We start from the raw sequence: 16,391 nt of genomic DNA on the forward strand, positions 1-16,391 counted from the left end.
GGATGAGAGGGGGCGTTCAGAAAACCGGGCGCTCCATATAATGGGTGTTATCCTGGGTTTTACGGATATGAAACCCCATGCGCTCGTAGAGCCCCTTGGCCGGGTTGATGCAGAAAACCCGCAGGCGCAAGGCAGAGACCCCCTCTCGCAGCGCTTTATCATGAGTAAAACGGATGGCTGCCGCCCCCAGCCCCTGCCGCTGCCATGTTGGGGCAATCTGCAGCTCGCGGATGTAGTACGCATGGTCGTCGCGGTTGAGGCATAAAAGCCCCACTGCACACGCGTCAATCACCAGTTGATAGCTTTCGAGCTCGCGCCAATCGCGATCGAACACGGCGTCGTCCCAGTGCATGTCGAGCCGCTTGTAATAACACATCATGTTGTGCTGAATGAGCCGTGAAGCAAACGCCTTGTCACGGGTTGGCTGAAAGAGCGGCGTCATAGGATGATTCACCCTACCCCAACTGAAACGGATACACCGAGCCGATCTCGAGAAGCTGCGTGAGCTCGTCGAGGGCGGTGAGCGACTCACGAGCAAGCTGCGGGTCGGCGAGATCTTCCGCGGCCAACCGGTCGCGATAGTGGTGTTCGACCCAAGCGCTAAGATCCTCGAACAGCGCGGGCGTGAGCAGCACGCGGCCATCGATCGCGTCGCGTTCGACCTCGGAAAGCACCACACGCAAGCGCAGGCACGCGGGGCCGCCGCCGTTTTGCATGCTCTGCTTGACGTCCTTGACGATGACCTCGCTGATGGGGTTGTAGCCCGCCAGAATCAGATCCTGAAGCGGCCGCCATACCGCCTCGTTCTCCTGGCACTCGCCGGGCACGACCAGGGTCATGGTGCCATCCGGGTTGGAAAGTAGCTGCGAGTTGAACAGATACGAGCTCACCGCGTCGTCCAGGCTGACAGCCTCCTGGGGCACGCGCACCGCAATCAAAGGTGTGGTCATTTTGGCGCGTAGCGCGTCGAGCGTCGCCTCTTCGTCCAGAAACGCCATCTCGTGGTAGAGCAGCACAGGACCGTTGCCCACGGCGATCACGTCGTTGTGGAACACGCCGGCATCGATGGCGTCCGGGCGCTGCTGGGCGAACACGGTTTGCGCCTCGCTCAGGCCGTGCTGGCGAGCCACGGCCTGGCTCGCCTCCAGCGTCTGCCGCGCCGGGTAGCGGCGAGGTTCGCGCTCGCCGCCAAACGCCTTACGCCCGTAAACGAACAGGTGCACGCCGGGGTCGCCGTACTCGCCGCAAAGCCTGGTGTGATTGGCGGCGCCCTCGTCGGAAAAGGCCGGCGTGGCGGGCAGCGCCGGATGATGGCTAAAGTGGCGCTCATGGGCAAAAATCGAGCGAAGCACGCGCCCGGTGGTGTCGGGCTCCAGAAAGCGGTGAAAGCTCGACTGCAGGTTGGCCGGGGTAAAGTGCGCGCGGGCGTCCGGCGAATCCATACTGGGCGTGACGGTGGCGGCGTTGGCGGTCCACATGCTGGAGGCCGAACAGACGGCGCGCAAAAGCTGGGGGGCATCCCGCCCGGCGCGCGCCAGCACCTCGCCGTCGCTTCCACTAAAGCCCAGATCGCGCAGCGCGCCGACATCCGGGCGCTGCTGGGGCGGCAACACTGCCTGGGCGTAGCCGGCCTCCATGAGCGACTTCATCTTCAAAAGCCCCTGCAGCGCGCCCTCTTTGGGGTTGGCCACGTGGCCTTCGTGGCGCTTCGATGCCAGATTGCCCGCCGCCAGTCCGGCGTAGTTATGAGTCGGGCCGACCAGGCCGTCGAAATTGACCTCGCGAACATCCGCCTGGCCGTGGCTCATAGCGTGACTCCTGGCGGCAGGGTCTCGGGCATCTCGAGGGTTTCGGCCTCCATCGAGGCCACCGGGTAGGCGCAGTAATCCGCCGCGTAAAAGGCGCTCGGGCGGTGATTACCGCTGTCGCCCACGCCACCAAAGGGCGCATCCCCGGAGGCGCCGGTGGTCTGGCGGTTCCAGTTGACGATCCCCGCGCGAATGCGCAGCAAAAAGTCGTCCCAGTCCGCCTGAGCGCCGCCGATTAGCCCAGCGGAGAGCCCAAAGCGGGTGTCGTTGGCAAGCGTGATCGCCTCGTCCCAATCACCGTAGCGGTGAATTTTCAGAAGCGGGCCGAAGTGCTCCTCATCGGGCACGTTGAGCCCGGTTACGTCGATCAACGCCGGACTCAAAAGGCTGGTGTTGTCTTCCAAGCGCTGCATTCGGTTGATCACCCGGCCGCCCAGCGCCTCGAGTTCACTTTGGGCCTCGAGCAGGCCGTTCGCGGCGGCAACGCTTACAAGCCCCGCGTAAAACGGCGCCGGGTTCTCTTCAAAAGGCCCGGCCACGTGCAGTTTCTCGATTGCCGCGGAAAGCGCCGCTACCAGCCGGTCACCGGCCTCGCCTTGGGGCACGATCAAACGCCGAGCGCAGGTGCAGCGCTGCCCGCCGGAGAGAAACGCGGATTGCAAAATGGTCAATACGGCGGCGCGCTCGTCCTGCACATCCTTGACCACCAGCGGGTTGTTGCCGCCAAGCTCTAAAGCCAGAATTTTGTCCAACTGGCCGGCAAACTGCTGGTGCAGCAGGCCACCGACCTTGGCGCTGCCGGTAAACAGCAGCCCGTCGATATGGGCGCTGCCCGCCAGCGCTTGGCCAACCTCGGCGCCGCCCTGCACCAGGTTGATGACCCCGTCGGGCAGGCCCGCCTCCAACCAGCACTGCAGGGTCAGGTCCGCGGTCAGCGGGGTCTGCTCACTGGGCTTGAAGACCACGGTGTTGCCCGCCAAAAGCGCCGGTACGATATGGCCGTTGGGCAGATGACCGGGAAAGTTATAGGGGCCGAACACCGCCATCACGCCGTGAGGGCGATGGCGCAGCACGGCTTTGGCGCTGCCGACTTCCTTCTCGCGCTCGCCGGTTCGCTCGGTGTACGCCCGGGCGGAGAGCGCGACCTTGCCGACCATCGCGCCGGCTTCGGTGCGCGCCTCCCAAAGCGGCTTGCCGGTTTCTGAAGCGATCGCCACGGCGAGCTCTTCACTGCGCGATTTGAGCACCTCGGCGAAACGCTCGGTCAGCGCGCGGCGCTCCTCGAAGGGCGTGCGCGCCCAGCCACCAAAGGCCTGGCGCGCGGCCGCAACCGCTTGGCCTACCTGGCCGGCACTTGCGCCTTCGCCCTGCCAAAGCGTTTGCCCGCCGACCGGGTCTCGTTTGGTCAAGGCCGCGCCTTCACCGGCCTGCCACTGGCCGCCGATCATCTGCTGCGCTTTGGCGTTCAAAGAAGATGAGGTCATGACGTCTCCCTGGTATCGAGTAGTCTGAGCGATTCGCCGGTGCCGACGCCAAGGCGCCGGGCCTCTTCGTCGCTGAGCACGAGCGTGCCGTTGTCGTCGGGCCCCCGGCCCACCCAGGCGGCGCGGAAATCGCCCATGGTGGTGGTCGCGGCTAGCCAGCGGCTCACGCTTTGGGGCGCGGCGTTTTTAACGACCTCTACCGGGCACACTCGCGAGGTACGCACGGCGCGCACATCGTCGATGTAGGCCTCGACGGTGGGGCCGCCGTCGAAAATATCGATATAGCCCTCCCAGCGAAGCCCCTCTTTTTTGAGCATCTCGAGCGCCGGGCGGGTGTGGTGATGCACCTGGCCGATACAGCCGCGGGCCTGTTCGGACATGAAGGTGGTGTAGATTGGAAACTTAGGCATGAGCTCGCCGATAAAGCTCTTCTGGCCCATGCCGGTCAGCCGGTCGGCCTCGTCGAAATCCATCGGAAAAAAGTGCTTGCCTAGGCTTTCCCAAAACGGGCTACGGTTGTGCTCGTCGAACACCCCGCGCATTTCCGCCAGCACTTTATCGGGAAAACGGTCGCGGAACTGGGCGATGAATAGCCACCGCGCCTTGGAAAGAAGCGCCCCGTTGCGCAGGTGCTTGTTCGCTTCGCCGCGGTACTCCGGGCGCACGAACAGCGAACACACCTCGGCGTCGCCGGTGTGATCCGAGCTTAAAAAAAGCGTGTCGATGGTGCGGTGCAAGTCGAGCTGTATCGAGGAATGGGCAAGCGTGCCAAGCCGGTAGTGATAAAACGGCACGTCGCGGCCGATCTGACCCACGATGGCGCAGCAACCAGCAAGCTCGCCAGTGACGTCGTCTTCGAGCACGAAAAAGTAGAGCCGGTCGTCGACCGGCGTGCGCTCTTCAAAAGCGCGCGCGGCGGATTCGATTTTCTCGGCGAGAAACTCGCGGTTGTCGGGCAGTGAGGTAAAGCCCACCCCGGCCTGCTGCGCAAGCACCTGAAGCCCTTCGATATCGTCACGGACAATGGGCCGAATGCGCATTACATCTCTCCCTCGTCAAGAACATCCTGGGCGCTGGGCAGCGCAAGCGGGGCCACCAGCACCGCCCGGCCTTCTTCCACGTTGAGCCGCTTTGCGTGCTCGGGGCTGAGCATCAGCTGGCCGGTGGGCGACAGCGCATAACGCGCGACCAGGCAGCGAAAATCCTCGCCCTGATTGGCGATGAGCGCGGGCTCGGCATCCGGCAGCGTATGCGCCGGGCGGATACGCACCGGATGCCACCCCGCCTGGCGAAAGGTCTCCAGACGTTCGCGCTCGGCCTTTACGATTGGCCCGGCGTCGAAAATATCGACATGGCGCGAGCGCACGAACCCTTCATTCAGAAGCTCCTGCAAAGGCGCTTCATGGGCCGGGTGCTCGCGGCCGATCGCCGCCCGCGCCTGGGGCGTCAAAAGCGGCAAGTAGAGCGGAAACTGGGGCATCACTTCAGCGATGAAGCTCTTGGAGCGCATCCCCGCGATGTGGTTGATCTCCTGGAAACTGCGCGCGAAGAAGTGGTTGCCCACACTCTCCCAAAACGGCGAGCGCTGCTCGCCATCCAGGTAGCCGGGAAACGCCACGGCCAGAATGCGCGAGAAGCGCTCCGGGTACTGGGCGATGAACATTAGCCTGGCCCGGCGCAGCAGGCTCTCGGCGCTGGTGCCCTGATAGCGTGGGTCGAGGGAGAACGCACAGAGTAGCGTGGCGTCGGACACCTCGTGGGAAAGCGCCAGGGTCTGCACCTCGCGGCGCACGTTCAGCTGCTGGGAGGCGTGAATCAGCGTTTCCTGACGGTAGGTGTAGTAGGCATCCGTGGCGCCAGCCTGGGCGCGTACCGTCGCCGTGCCCAGCACCCGCGCCGCGCCTTCATCGTTTGCCTCTTCCAGCACGAACATATACTGCTCGTCGCCGGGAAACTCCGCCTGACGGGCGAACGCTTCCAGCGAGCGCTCGATGCGCTCCTCCAGGCGTTCCCGATTGGCCGGCAAGTTGGTCAGTTTGGGCACGGCGTTTTCGGCCAGCGCCATCAGCGCGTCGATGTCCGCCATCGCCACCGGCCGAACGATGCGTAACCCTACCCGCTCTGACGGCATGGTTGCGTCTGCCCGGCTCATGAAGCGTGAACGAGGCGTTTTATCGCGCGCTCCAGGCGCACCATGGCCTCTTCGATATCGGCTTCGGGGATCACCAGCGACGGCGCCAAACGCAGCACGTTGGGCCCGGCGATCAGCGCCATCAAGCCCTCTTCGATGGCCAGCGGCAGAATCTCCTTCGCCCGGCCTTCGAAGTCATCGCTCATCTGCGCGCCGATCAAGAGCCCCATACCGCGAACTTCTTTAAAAACGCCATACTTTTCGTTGATCGCTTCGAGATGGCGACGAAAAAGCTGATGGCGCGTCTCGACGCCTTCGAGCACCTCGGGGGTGTCGATCACCTTAAGTGCAGCCAGTGCCACCGCCGAGCCCAAGGCGTTGCCGCCGTAGGTGGAGCCGTGGGTGCCAAAGCCCAAAGAGGCGCCGATCTTGTCCGTGGTGAGCATCGCGCCGATGGGGAAACCACCGCCCAACGACTTGGCGCTGGTGAGGATATCCGGGGTCACGCCGTAGCGCTGATAGGCGTAGAGCTTGCCGCTACGGCCGACGCCGGTTTGCACCTCATCAAAGATCAACAGCGCGTCATGTTCATCGCAGAGCGCGCGCAGCCCTTCCAAAAATTCCTGGCTAGCGGGGATGATACCGCCCTCGCCTTGCATGGGTTCGACCATTACCGCGCAGGTGTCCTCCCCCATCAGCGCGCGCACGCTTTCCAAATCGTTGAACGTGGCGTGCTGGATACCGCCGGGGATCGGGCCAAAGCCCTGGGAGTACTTGGGCTGGCCACCGACGCTGACGGTAAACAGCGTGCGCCCGTGAAAGGACTGGCTAAAGGAGATGATCTTGTCCTTGTGCTCGCCGACGTGATCCACGGCGTAGCGGCGCGCCAGTTTCAGCGCGGCTTCGTTGGCCTCGCCCCCCGAGGAGCAGAGATACACTTTCTCGGCGAAGGTGCTATCGACGAGCTTTTTGGCAAGCTGCAAAGCCGGCTCGTTAGTATAGATGTTGGAGAGGTGCCAGAGCTTTTCGCCCTGCTCCTTGAGCGCACCCACCAGCGCCGGATGACAGTGACCCAGCGAGTTCACGGCGATACCACCGGCCAGGTCGATATACTCGCGCCCGTCCTGATCCCACAAGCGGCTACCCTCGCCGCGCACCGGCACCACCTGCTGGGGCGAGTAGTTGGGAGTCATGTAGGTATCGAAATCCTGACGGCTTGGCGTATGGCTCATTGAGGGTCTCCAGTCGGGGCGAAAGGGTTTTAGTATACGCAGCCTGGCAGGTTTCGCACTTTCACGAATGGGACGGTTAATTATGGAAAGCGGCAGTTCGCCGGCAAAGACTGATGACCACGACCTATCAAAAAAGAAGCGCTTACGCCCCAGGAAGGCAGCTTGATTTTTGATTATCAGCCGCCATAGTTGTTATGCGTTGAAGATTAGCGTTAACGCGACGGTTTCATTAGGCGGCCATCCAGTTGCTTTTTCAAGGAGAGCGAGATGCACATCGACTTAAGCGGTAAACGGGCGGTAGTGACAGGCTCTACCGCGGGTATCGGCTACGCGATCGCCAAAGGGCTCGCCGCGGCGGGTGCCGAGGTAGTGATTACCGGGCGCACCAAAGAGCGCGTCGACCAAGCGCTCGAATCTTTGAGTCGTGAGGTGGATAGCGCCAACGCCACCGGCGTGGCAGCAGACCTGGCAACGGCGGATGGCTGCCAAAAGCTGATAGAGCGCGTGCCCGAGGCCGATATTTTAATCAACAACGTGGGGATCTTCGAAGGCGGCGACTTTTTTGACACCGACGACGACACCTGGCAGCGCTTTTTCGATACCAACGTGATGAGCGCAGTACGCCTGTCGCGCCATTACGCCAAGGGCATGCGCGAGCGCAACTGGGGCCGGGTCGAGTTTATTTCCAGTGAATCGGCGCTGAACATTCCCACCGAGATGGTTCACTACGGCATGACTAAATCCGCCCTGCAGGCGGTCTCTCGCGGGCTTGCCAAAACCCTGAGCGGCACCAACGTTACGGTCAACGCCATCCTGCCCGGGCCCACGCGCTCTGAAGGCGTCATGCGCCTAATGGAGGCGCAGGCCAAAGAGAAAGGCATCTCGCTTGCAGAGGCCGAAACGCAGTTCATCGACGAAAACCGCCCTTCTTCCATCATCCAGCGCCTGGCAACGTCGGACGAGGTCGCCAACCTGTGCGTTTACATAGCGTCTGAACAGGCCAGCGCCACCACCGGAGCGGCGCTTCGCGTGGAAGGCGGCATCGTGGATACCATGGCGTAGCGTTACTCGAAAAGCGTACCGGAGGAAGAAAAGGCCGCTCGACGCGGCCTTTTTGCCGAACGCTCGGTGCGCTCAAGGCACCAGTCGCTCCTCCCGAGGCGTAAGCCCGAAGTGATTACGGTAGGCGGTGGAGAAGTGCGCCCCGGAGGAGAACCCAACCGCCAGCGCGATATCCCCCACCGGCTGGTCGCTTTCCCGCAGGCGCTTGCGCGCTTCTTGCAGGCGCAAGTCCAGGTAGTAGCGGCTGGGCACCGCCTGCAGGTACTTCTTGAAAAGCCGCTCGAGTTGGCGCCGTGAAATGCCCAGATGCTCGGCAAGCTCCAGGGTCGAAAACGGCTCTTCGATATTGGCTTCCATCAACGCGACGGCGTCTATCAGACTTTGTGGCGCGTGGCCCAGGCGGCTACGTAGCGGCACGTGCTGGGGCTCGTCGGCCATGCGCACGCGCTCGTAGGCGAAGTGCTCCGAGACTTTTCGGGCAAGCTCCTCGCCCAGGTCCCGGCGAATCAGCGTCAGGCTCATATCGAGCGCGGCGGTGCCACTGGCGCAGCTCAGCCGGTGGCGGTCGATTTCAAACAGCGTCTGGGTGAAGGTGACCGCCGGGTAGGCCTGGGAGAGCGCGGCGAAGCGCTGCCAGGGGAGGGTCGCCCGGTAGCCGTCCAGCAACCCGCAGCGCGCCAGCACCTCGCTGCCGCCGGCAACTCCGCCAAGCGCCGTTTTGCTGGCAAGCGTTCTAAGCCACTCGACAAGCCTTGGAGAAAGCGGATAGGGCAATGGCGAAGGCGCGGCTATAAAAACGCTATCGAGCTGCCCTGGGGCGTTTTGCAAACCGTACTCGACCTGGGTGGTGAGCGCAGCGGCGCTGCGCACGCTGCCCTCGTCAAGGCCCAATGTGACGACCTGATAACGAAGCTTACCGCTTAGCTGGTTGGCCAGCAGCAACGGCTCGACCAAACAAGAATGAGAGAGCAGCGAAAAGCCGGGCAACAGCAGCACCCCGATACGTTGGCCGGCAAACGAACGAGCAGAATGTAGCGACGCTTGCGCCATGGGGAAACGACCGGTTAAAGACAAAGGCTCATCTTAACCAACAAAGCGTTTTAAATCAGCGTGAAATAGCAGGCAAGAAAAAGGGCAAGGGGAAACCCCTTGCCCTGCTGCCTCGATGTTTTAGCCAGGCGTTACTGGTTACGGTTGGGGTGGTTGGCCACCTCGCCTACCTGCATGTCGCCATCGACCTGGCTGTAGTTATCCTCGTTATACTCTTCGGTGGCGGACTCGATCTCGTCGCTGCCGTAGGTCGTCTGCATGACGAGCTGGTCGTCCTCGACGTTGATTTCCTGAAGCGCCAGCGCCACATCGGTGGCACCGAAGCCCCAGAAGCCGCCAATGGAGACGATTGCGTAGAGATCGCCGGAGTCGTTGTGCTCGACGACGTTATCGACGCTACCGATCTCTTCACCCTCCTGGTTGACCACGGTCATGCCTTCGACCTCGCTGATCGTCAGCGACATCAAGCCACCCTGGGTATCGTTTTCAGCCAGGCTTTCATCGGATTCGCGGTTATCCGGATCTTCCATGGCGTTCGGCGTGCGACCTTCGTTGCCGCCCATCTGGCCGTCGCTGGCGCTGGTTTCGTCGTCGTCCACCGCGGTGTCGTCCGCCATGGTATCTTCGGTGTTCATGTCGTTATCGGTGGGGCTGGGCTCGCTCTCCATTTGACCTGCACTATCACCCCCGGCGGCGTCATCGCTCATGGCGTCGTCGTCGGTATCCATGCCCTGGTCATCGCTCATCTGACCCTGGTTGCCGCCCGTCGTATCGGTATCTGTACCCGAATCGGTGTCCGTATCACCGCTTTGCATCTCGCCGCTATCGTCTTCGGTGCTCGTCTGGCTTTGCGCGCCTTGGGCGCCCTGGGCGCCAGCGCCGGAGGTCTGCTGCTGCTCCGTCGAGCCGCCCGCGGCTTGGTCACCCTCGCTAGCCGACTCTTCCTGGGCCAGCGCATGGATCGACATGCCTGCACAAATCGCCGCGATGGCAACCGCCAATGTAGTCCGTTTCATGGGGTGTCTCCTTAAAGTTAAGATGCTCTATTGAAGCTAGTGAGCAAACCCGCGATACGCAATAAATATTGCACCGAGCCAGTCAACGCAGAGGCTTGCCGATACGCCAGGATGAGTTCCGCGGCGTTAGCCGCCGTTGACGATCCCCAGAATGATCACCAGTGCCAACACGACGGCCAGCACAGTGATCACGATGGGCAAAAGCTTATGCAACCCCTTGGATGAGCGCTTGGCTTCGGGCTGCAGGTGGGCGGATTTTTGGGGCTCTTTTTCGGGGACACGCTGGCCCAGTACGTGTTCTTTTTTCTCGTTGGGGGTGCTGCTTTCTTCGGTATCCATACTCGCCTTCCTCGGGCGGGCGCCCCTGCCTAACCCTCTTTTCGATAAAGGGCGCCCGCCTTTCGTTAACCGCCGGGGCTTACGGTCAAAGCGATACGACGTCGAACTCGACCTCCGGGTTAACGTCGGCGTCGTAATCGACGTCGGTGCGCTCAAAGCCAAACAATTTCAAAAAGTCATGCTTGTAACCAGCATAGTCGGTAATTTCGAAAAGGTTATCGCTGGTGACTTCCGGCCAGAGATCCTGGCAGGCTTTTTGAACATCGTCGCGAAGCTCCCAGTCGTCGAGACGGAAACGGCCCATGTCGTCGAGCCCTTTGTCGACAGAGGAATCGGCGTAGAGGCGCTCGCCAAAGAGGCGGTTCAACTGGTCGATGGTGCCTTCGTGCAGGCCCTGCTCTTTCATGATGCGATAGACCATGGCGATGTAGAGCGGCATGACCGGGATCGCCGCGCTTGCCTGGGTGACCACGGACTTGAGAACCGCCACGTTCGCCCCGCCGCCGCTTTGGCTTAGCGTGTCGTCGATGGAGGTGGCGGCGCGGTCCAAATCTTCCTTGGCCTTGCCAAGCGCGCCGTGCCAGTAGATCGGCCAAGTGATCTCGGTACCGATGTAGCTAAACGCTACGCTTTTGGCCCCCTTGGCGAGCACGCCGGCTTCATCGAGGGCGTTCATCCAAAGTTCCCAGTCTTCGCCGCCCATCACGGTGATGGTGTCGTCGATCTCGGCCTGGGTGGCGGGCTCGACTTCTGCTTCGATGATGGCGTCTTTATTGGTATCGATCGCCGTGGCGCGGTAGGTCTCACCGATCGGTTTCAAACTCGAGCGCTTGAGCTCGCCGGTATCGGGCATTTTGCGCACTGGGGATGCCAGCGAGTAGACCACCAGATCCACCTCGCCCAGGTCCTGTTTGATCAGTTCGATGGCTTTTTCGCGCGCATCAGAAGAGAAAGCGTCGCCGTTGATCGCCTTGCTATAAAGGCCTTCCTGCTTGGCGAACTTGTCGAAGGCGGCGCTGTTGTACCAGCCGGCGGTGCCGGGTTTCTTTTCACTGCCCGGTTTTTCGAAGAACACGCCCAGCGTATCGGCGCCATAGCCAAAGGCGGCGGTCACCCGCGCCGCCAGGCCGTACCCGCTGGAGGCACCGATCACCAGAACCTTTTTGGGGCCTTTGCTTTTATCCAAACCGCGCGCTTTGGTCGCTTCGATCTGCTCGAGCACGTTCTGCTCGCAGCCCTTGGGATGGGTCGTCGTACAGATAAAACCGCGTACTTTGGGTTTGATAATCACGAAGGATCTCCTTATCGAAAATGGGCGTTCATCAGCGGGCAGCGCCGCCGCGTTAGCGCCTATTCTATCCGTCTCGACCGGCGCTGTCCGCCCTTGAGCTTCGCGCCCATTAGCGTCAGGATACGCAATGAATGCGACACCCCCGATAAGGCGGCTACAAAAGAGTGATGAACGCTTGATGAATGCACAGCAGTTAGTGGACGAGCGCGGCGATTTGTGGCTGGCGCTTGCCCCGTTATGGCTCGACCGCGAACCCGGCGAGCGCGATTACGCGAACATGGTCGAGGTCATCGAGGCGCACACGATGTCGTTCAAAGAGCTCGAGTGGATGTTTCGCCTGGAGCTTGCCCCGGTGATGGCGCGCCACCAGCTCTCCATCGCCAGCGAGTGGCGTCAGTTCGACGATCGTAAGCTGATGCAGCAGCTGGTGTCGCACAACCTGCGTTTGACTGGCTGGCGGCGCAAGAGCTGGGCGCTGTTCTCGGGCTTGACCACGATGATGGTGCGCCACCGCTGGGCAGCACTGATGAACCGTTTGATGGTCGCGCGCGGCCAGGTGTAGCCCGCCCCCGCTAAGCGGTGGGGCTTTTATCCAGCGCCGCTTCGAGCGCCCGGCGCAGCGGATAGCCGTGCTCCTTGGGCCCGAACCGGGCCACCACCTGGCCGTCGCGGTCGACCAGAAACTTGGTGAAGTTCCACTTGATCATCTGAGTACCCAAAAGCCCCGGCGCCTGCCCCTTTAGCTGAACGAACAGCGGGTGTGCGTCCGGGCCGTTCACCTTGACCTTCTCCATCAGCGGAAAGTGCACGCCGAAGCGCTCCTCGCCCAAGCGGCAAAACGCCTCCGCGCCTTCCGGCGATTGGCGGCCGAACTGGTTGCAGGGAAAGCCGAGCACGGTAAAGCCGCGGTCGCGGTAGCGCTGGTAGAGTGCTTCGAGCTCTTTTAACTGCGGAGTAAAGCCGCACTGACTGGCGACGTTGACCACCAAAAGCACCTGTCCTTGCAGCGCGCGCAGGTTGAAGGGTTGGCCCTGATGGGTGTAACAGTCCTGCTCGAAAATCGTCATCACAAGCCCCTGCCTATATATCTAAATCACTGTGTATCATGATCGAGGCGGGAAGACCATGTAAGCCAGAACACGGCCTCTCCCGCTCAGACCAGCGGCCCGGCCACCACGCGAAGTGCCAGGGCGATCAAAAAGATACCGGTGACGCGATTGACCCAGTGCGAGTAGCGCTGAAGCCAGGGCAGTATCGAGGAGTGGGAAAGCCCTAGCGCCACCAGCAAATACCAGCCTCCGTCGATCACCATCGCCGTGATCACGACGATCGCCTTGGCGTCAAAGCCCATTTGCGGGGTGACGAACTGGCTGAGCAGCGCGACGAAAAACAAAATGAGCTTGGGGTTACAAAGCGCCACCAACAGCGCTTCTTTTACCGCCTGGCGCTGGGTCGTGGCCGCAAGCGCCGGCGACAGCACCCCGGCGCTGCCCGCCCGCAGCGCTTTGATGCCAAGCCAGGCAAGGTAGGCCGCCCCAAGCCAGGTGATCCACTGAAACACTTGGGGGTGGCTTACGATCAGCGCACCCAGGCCCAGCACCGTGAGCAGCGCGTAAAAGCCCACGCCCAACGCGTGGGTGAGCGCCGCGGTGACGCCTCTGATACGCCCGCCTCCCAGCGTATGACGTAGCACGAGCGCCAGGCTCGGCCCGGGCGACATCGCCCCCATCACGCATATCGCCACCAGCGAAAGCCATAATGATAGCTGCATCTTTTTTTCCGAAGAATTGTCGTCGCGCGCCGACACACGTCACGCTTGCCCTTAAATAACGCTTTTAGCATGGTACCCTGTTGGGTAAAATTTTTCCCTTTTGATAAACAGTGCTCTGATAAGCAGTGCTCTGATAAGCAGTGCTCTGATGAACCTCGTTCTGATGAACAGTATTCTGATGAACAGTGCTCTGATGAATCTTGTTTTGATGGACATAGCTCGGACGAACATAGCGCCTGACGTTCAGGCGGCTTTAGGCGACGAAAGGACGTTAACATGGGTAGGGCGTTTCAAAACCGTAAAGAGTCAATGGCCAAAACGGCCGCGGCGAAGACCAAGGTATACAGCAAGTACGGGCGCGAAATTTATGTCGTCGCCAAATCCGGCGGCACCGACCCGAACAGCAACCTCGCCCTGCGGGGGTTGATGGAGCGCGCCAAGAAAGACCAGGTGCCCTCGCACGTCATCGACAAGGCGCTGGACAAAGCCAACGGCGCCGGCGGCGAGGATTTTTCCACCTCCCGCTACGAAGGCTTCGGCCCCGGCAACGCCATGGTGATCGTGGAGTGCTTGACCGATAACGCCAACCGCACCTTCGGCGACGTGCGCGGCTGCTTCACCAAAACCAAGAGCAAGATCGGCACGCCCGGAAGCGTCAGCCATATGTTCGATCACTGCGCGATCTTCGCCTTCCAGGGCCAGGACGAGGAAGCGGTGCTGGAAGCGCTGATGGAAGCCGATGTGGATGTCACCGATATCGAGCAGGAAGAGGCGCACATTACCGTCTTCGCCCCGCACACCGAATACGCCAAGGCCAAGCAGGCACTGCTCGACGCCTTTGGCGAGATCGATTTCGAAGCGGACGAGATCCAGTTTTTGCCCCAGACCACCACCCCATTAGAAGGCGACGATGCGGTGATGTTCGAGAAGTTTCTGGATATGCTCAACGACCTGGACGACGTGCAGAACGTCTTTCACAGCGCGGAGCTACCCGAGCAGAACGCCTAAAGCGCGCTTAACCGCGCGGCTTGCTCGGCGCTCCAGCCATTTCGCCGCTGGAATCCAGCGCAGCATCCGGCGGCAGCAGCGCTGATTGGACGCCGGCCTTACTCAGCATTTTTTTGCCGCGAACGGTAAGGTCGGTGATGAACAGAAACTGCTGGCGCGGGTCGACCGGGTAGGCGCGAATGCGGTAGTGAGTCCCCCAGGGCTTCTCCTCGGCCACGATGGTGATGGGTGCTTCGAACTTGAGGTAGGCGCTGGTCAGCGCCACGTCCTTCAGCGCCTGGCGCACCCAGCCGGCCTGCTCCTCCACGTAGAGATAAAAACTCGCTACGCACTGAAGCGTCGGCCCGCCGTTATTGGCGTTATAGACCGGCGTCTCCCATAGTTTGAGGTGCGGCATGGAGACCAGATCGTCGTCCGGCGTCTGGATATGTACCGTGCGCATCCCCACATGCTTGACCTCGCCGTAGGTATCCTCGATTTGCACCCAGTCTCCGGGCCGATAGGGAAGCTCTACCGCCGACACCACCCCGGCGATCAGGCTACTCACGTAGTCCTTGAGCGCAAACCCCACCGCCAGGCCGATAGCGCCGAAAAGCGTCACCATGTTGCGAAGCGAAGGGTCGATGATGATCGGTACGATCAAGACGATGGCCGCGATCAAAACCAACAGCCTGGTCAGCGGAACCAGCGCGAAGACGCGAAAACGCAGTTGGCCGTGAAGCCGGTTCGCCAGCCAGTTGAGCCCGCGCTGGCTTAAAACGATCAACAACACCATGGCCAGCAAAATCGCCAGTACGGTGAGGATCGCGGGGGTATCGATATCGTTGAATAACCTGGCGTACTGTTTGCGCTCTTCCATGGGACTCTCCTGGAACCTCTCCTAAACACTCACTTGCGTGTACGCTATAGCGCATCCACCAGATAATTTCGCGACACCAGCAGTTCGCGCACGCTTGCATAGCTCAAGGCGGCCACCTGCCAGCGCCCCTGGTGTTCGCCCAGCACCTTTAGGCGCGTCAGCGTGAGCCGAGCGTTGAGGGTTTCGTGGTAGGAGAACGGCAGTACCGCGGCAAGTGCCGCGTCGTTCAAGCCGCCATGAATCAAAAGCGCATGAAGGACCAGAATCGCTACGTCGCCGGTATCGTTGGTCAGTTCGGCCTCGTCGAGGGCGTCGATCAGCCAAAGTTCGTTATCGTCGCCGGTGCTTGAAACAGGCTCGCGCAGTCGCTCGCGCCAGTAATACCACGCCACGCCCAAGTGGCCCCGGCAGTAGGCGGCCAGATACTGTAGCTCGCTTTTGGCACTTCGCTTGTCGCGCCGTTGGTTGGAAACCGGCTTACCGGTGCGCGTACTGTAGACCGTCAGCGCGTTTTGGCCCTCGCCCAAAAAGTACTCGGCCAACTGCTCTCCCTCCACGGCCTGAAGCGTTAGCGCCGGTACGCTATCGAGCCCCACCACGTGTTTTAAATAGGCGTAGCTCCAGCTATCGCAACCGATTACACCCCGCCCGAGCTGCCCGGCCAGGGCACTTTCCAGCAACGCGCGCACGCCCTGTATGCCCTGGCTTGTGCGCAAAAAACAGTGCTGTAAAGCAGGGAGTACCCAGCGGGATTTGCCGTCGAACTGCGCGATCCAGCTGCCATCGCCGTCGAGCAGAGCCTCGATACTCGGCGCCGCGCAGGTATCAATAGCGTGCAGTCGTGCCCAGTGCGCGGCCACGTCGCCGTGCCCGCCAAAAGGCGGGGTAATGAAAAACACGACCGGTTCGCTGGCATACTCGGCGGTAATGACGGCGTCCAGCGCGCGAGCGGCCCGGGACCAATCGATGGGCGGCACCAAATGCGCCAGGCGCACTTGGGGGAGTTTACGAAGCTTTTCTTCCTCGATCGCCTGACGTTCGGCGGCGCGCTTGCCGGTCAGCCAGGTTTTAGCGGCGCGAACGTAGCGCTGGCGTCTCGAGTGCTGGGTTTTCTGTGGGGTGGAAAACGCTTCGAGTTTGACGACCTCGCCCAGCGGGTGAGCAGCATTTTCCGAACGCTTCGCCATATAACGTCTCAAGTGACTGTATCGACCGTAAAGAGTAGCACGGCACAAGCGCTAAAGCGGTGCTTATCGAACTTAACCAGGGCGCAACGGTCATAGTTTGGACGTAACGTAAAAGCTCACCAACGCAGCCATCACCTCAGATTCGAGCCGCAA

The 16,391-nt window shown here is 61.6% G+C and carries 17 protein-coding genes; 3 read left to right on the forward strand and 14 right to left on the reverse strand.

The genetic code is table 11. The annotated features are described in order from the left end of the window. Nucleotides 1-16: 16 nt before the first annotated feature. Genes ACWHRL_RS12490 through ACWHRL_RS12515 form a run of 6 tightly spaced genes read right to left on the reverse strand, consistent with a single transcriptional unit; the run spans nt 17 to nt 6,655 of the window. Complete coding sequence (locus tag ACWHRL_RS12490) at nt 17-442, reverse strand: GNAT family N-acetyltransferase (protein WP_447893913.1); 426 nt, start codon at nt 440-442, stop codon at nt 17-19. Nucleotides 443-455: 13 nt separating this feature from the next. Next, nucleotides 456-1,808 (reverse strand): N-succinylarginine dihydrolase, encoded by a 1,353-nt coding sequence (astB, locus tag ACWHRL_RS12495; RefSeq protein WP_447893914.1) that lies wholly within the window; start codon nt 1,806-1,808, stop codon nt 456-458. Then, nucleotides 1,805-3,277, reverse strand: a complete 1,473-nt coding sequence (gene astD, locus ACWHRL_RS12500; protein ID WP_447896174.1) for a succinylglutamate-semialdehyde dehydrogenase — start codon at nt 3,275-3,277, stop codon at nt 1,805-1,807. Before astD ends, astB begins: the two co-directional genes overlap by 4 nt. Nucleotides 3,278-3,288: 11 nt before the next feature. Further along, a complete protein-coding gene (astA, locus tag ACWHRL_RS12505) occupies nt 3,289-4,332 on the reverse strand; it encodes an arginine N-succinyltransferase (RefSeq protein WP_447893915.1) in 1,044 nt (347 codons plus the stop codon). Further along, nucleotides 4,332-5,423, reverse strand: coding sequence for an arginine N-succinyltransferase (locus ACWHRL_RS12510; protein WP_447529463.1), 1,092 nt, complete (start codon nt 5,421-5,423; stop codon nt 4,332-4,334). Before ACWHRL_RS12510 ends, astA begins: the two co-directional genes overlap by 1 nt. A gap of 17 nt (nt 5,424-5,440) precedes the next feature. Then, nucleotides 5,441-6,655, reverse strand: a complete 1,215-nt coding sequence (locus tag ACWHRL_RS12515) for an aspartate aminotransferase family protein (protein WP_447893916.1) — start codon at nt 6,653-6,655, stop codon at nt 5,441-5,443. Between the two features lie 267 nt (nt 6,656-6,922). On the opposite strand from ACWHRL_RS12515, the gene ACWHRL_RS12520 reads away from it, so the two are divergent. Then, nucleotides 6,923-7,717: an SDR family NAD(P)-dependent oxidoreductase gene (locus ACWHRL_RS12520; RefSeq protein ID WP_447893917.1), complete on the forward strand. Its 795-nt coding sequence runs from the start codon at nt 6,923-6,925 to the stop codon at nt 7,715-7,717. Between the two features lie 72 nt (nt 7,718-7,789). Here ACWHRL_RS12520 and ACWHRL_RS12525 read toward each other — a convergent pair whose 3' ends face one another. From ACWHRL_RS12525 to fabV, 4 genes are all read right to left on the reverse strand, one after another. Further along, the gene (locus ACWHRL_RS12525; protein WP_447896175.1) at nt 7,790-8,710 is read right to left on the reverse strand and encodes a GlxA family transcriptional regulator; all 921 of its coding nucleotides are present in this window, start codon (nt 8,708-8,710) and stop codon (nt 7,790-7,792) included. 188 nt (nt 8,711-8,898) lie between these two features. After that, nucleotides 8,899-9,783, reverse strand: a complete 885-nt coding sequence (locus tag ACWHRL_RS12530; RefSeq protein ID WP_447893918.1) for a PRC-barrel domain-containing protein — start codon at nt 9,781-9,783, stop codon at nt 8,899-8,901. 126 nt (nt 9,784-9,909) lie between these two features. After that, nucleotides 9,910-10,122 carry a hypothetical protein gene (locus tag ACWHRL_RS12535; protein ID WP_447893919.1) on the reverse strand — a complete coding sequence of 71 codons (213 nt, stop codon included), beginning with the start codon at nt 10,120-10,122 and terminating at the stop codon, nt 9,910-9,912. 85 nt (nt 10,123-10,207) lie between these two features. Then, nucleotides 10,208-11,413: an enoyl-ACP reductase FabV gene (gene fabV / locus ACWHRL_RS12540; RefSeq protein WP_447893920.1), complete on the reverse strand. Its 1,206-nt coding sequence runs from the start codon at nt 11,411-11,413 to the stop codon at nt 10,208-10,210. A 178-nt stretch (nt 11,414-11,591) separates the two neighbouring features. Between fabV and ACWHRL_RS12545 the strand changes: the two genes are divergently transcribed. Then, a complete protein-coding gene (locus ACWHRL_RS12545) occupies nt 11,592-11,975 on the forward strand; it encodes a DUF7079 family protein (protein WP_447896176.1) in 384 nt (127 codons plus the stop codon). A 10-nt stretch (nt 11,976-11,985) separates the two neighbouring features. On the opposite strand, the gene ACWHRL_RS12550 is transcribed toward ACWHRL_RS12545, so the two are convergent. Further along, nucleotides 11,986-12,480 carry a glutathione peroxidase gene (locus ACWHRL_RS12550; protein ID WP_447893921.1) on the reverse strand — a complete coding sequence of 165 codons (495 nt, stop codon included), beginning with the start codon at nt 12,478-12,480 and terminating at the stop codon, nt 11,986-11,988. A gap of 86 nt (nt 12,481-12,566) precedes the next feature. Beyond that, nucleotides 12,567-13,184, reverse strand: coding sequence for a LysE family translocator (locus ACWHRL_RS12555; RefSeq protein ID WP_447893922.1), 618 nt, complete (start codon nt 13,182-13,184; stop codon nt 12,567-12,569). A gap of 276 nt (nt 13,185-13,460) precedes the next feature. Between ACWHRL_RS12555 and ACWHRL_RS12560 the strand changes: the two genes are divergently transcribed. Continuing rightward, on the forward strand, nt 13,461-14,192 hold the full coding sequence (locus ACWHRL_RS12560; protein ID WP_447529471.1) for a YebC/PmpR family DNA-binding transcriptional regulator: 732 nt from the start codon (nt 13,461-13,463) through the stop codon (nt 14,190-14,192). 7 nt (nt 14,193-14,199) lie between these two features. On the opposite strand, the gene ACWHRL_RS12565 is transcribed toward ACWHRL_RS12560, so the two are convergent. Next, complete coding sequence (locus tag ACWHRL_RS12565; protein WP_447893923.1) at nt 14,200-15,051, reverse strand: mechanosensitive ion channel family protein; 852 nt, start codon at nt 15,049-15,051, stop codon at nt 14,200-14,202. A 44-nt stretch (nt 15,052-15,095) separates the two neighbouring features. Next, the gene (locus ACWHRL_RS12570; RefSeq protein ID WP_447529473.1) at nt 15,096-16,238 is read right to left on the reverse strand and encodes a hypothetical protein; all 1,143 of its coding nucleotides are present in this window, start codon (nt 16,236-16,238) and stop codon (nt 15,096-15,098) included. Between the last annotated feature and the right edge of the window lie 153 nt (nt 16,239-16,391).

Source organism: Vreelandella sp. GE22 (assembly GCF_968212445.1).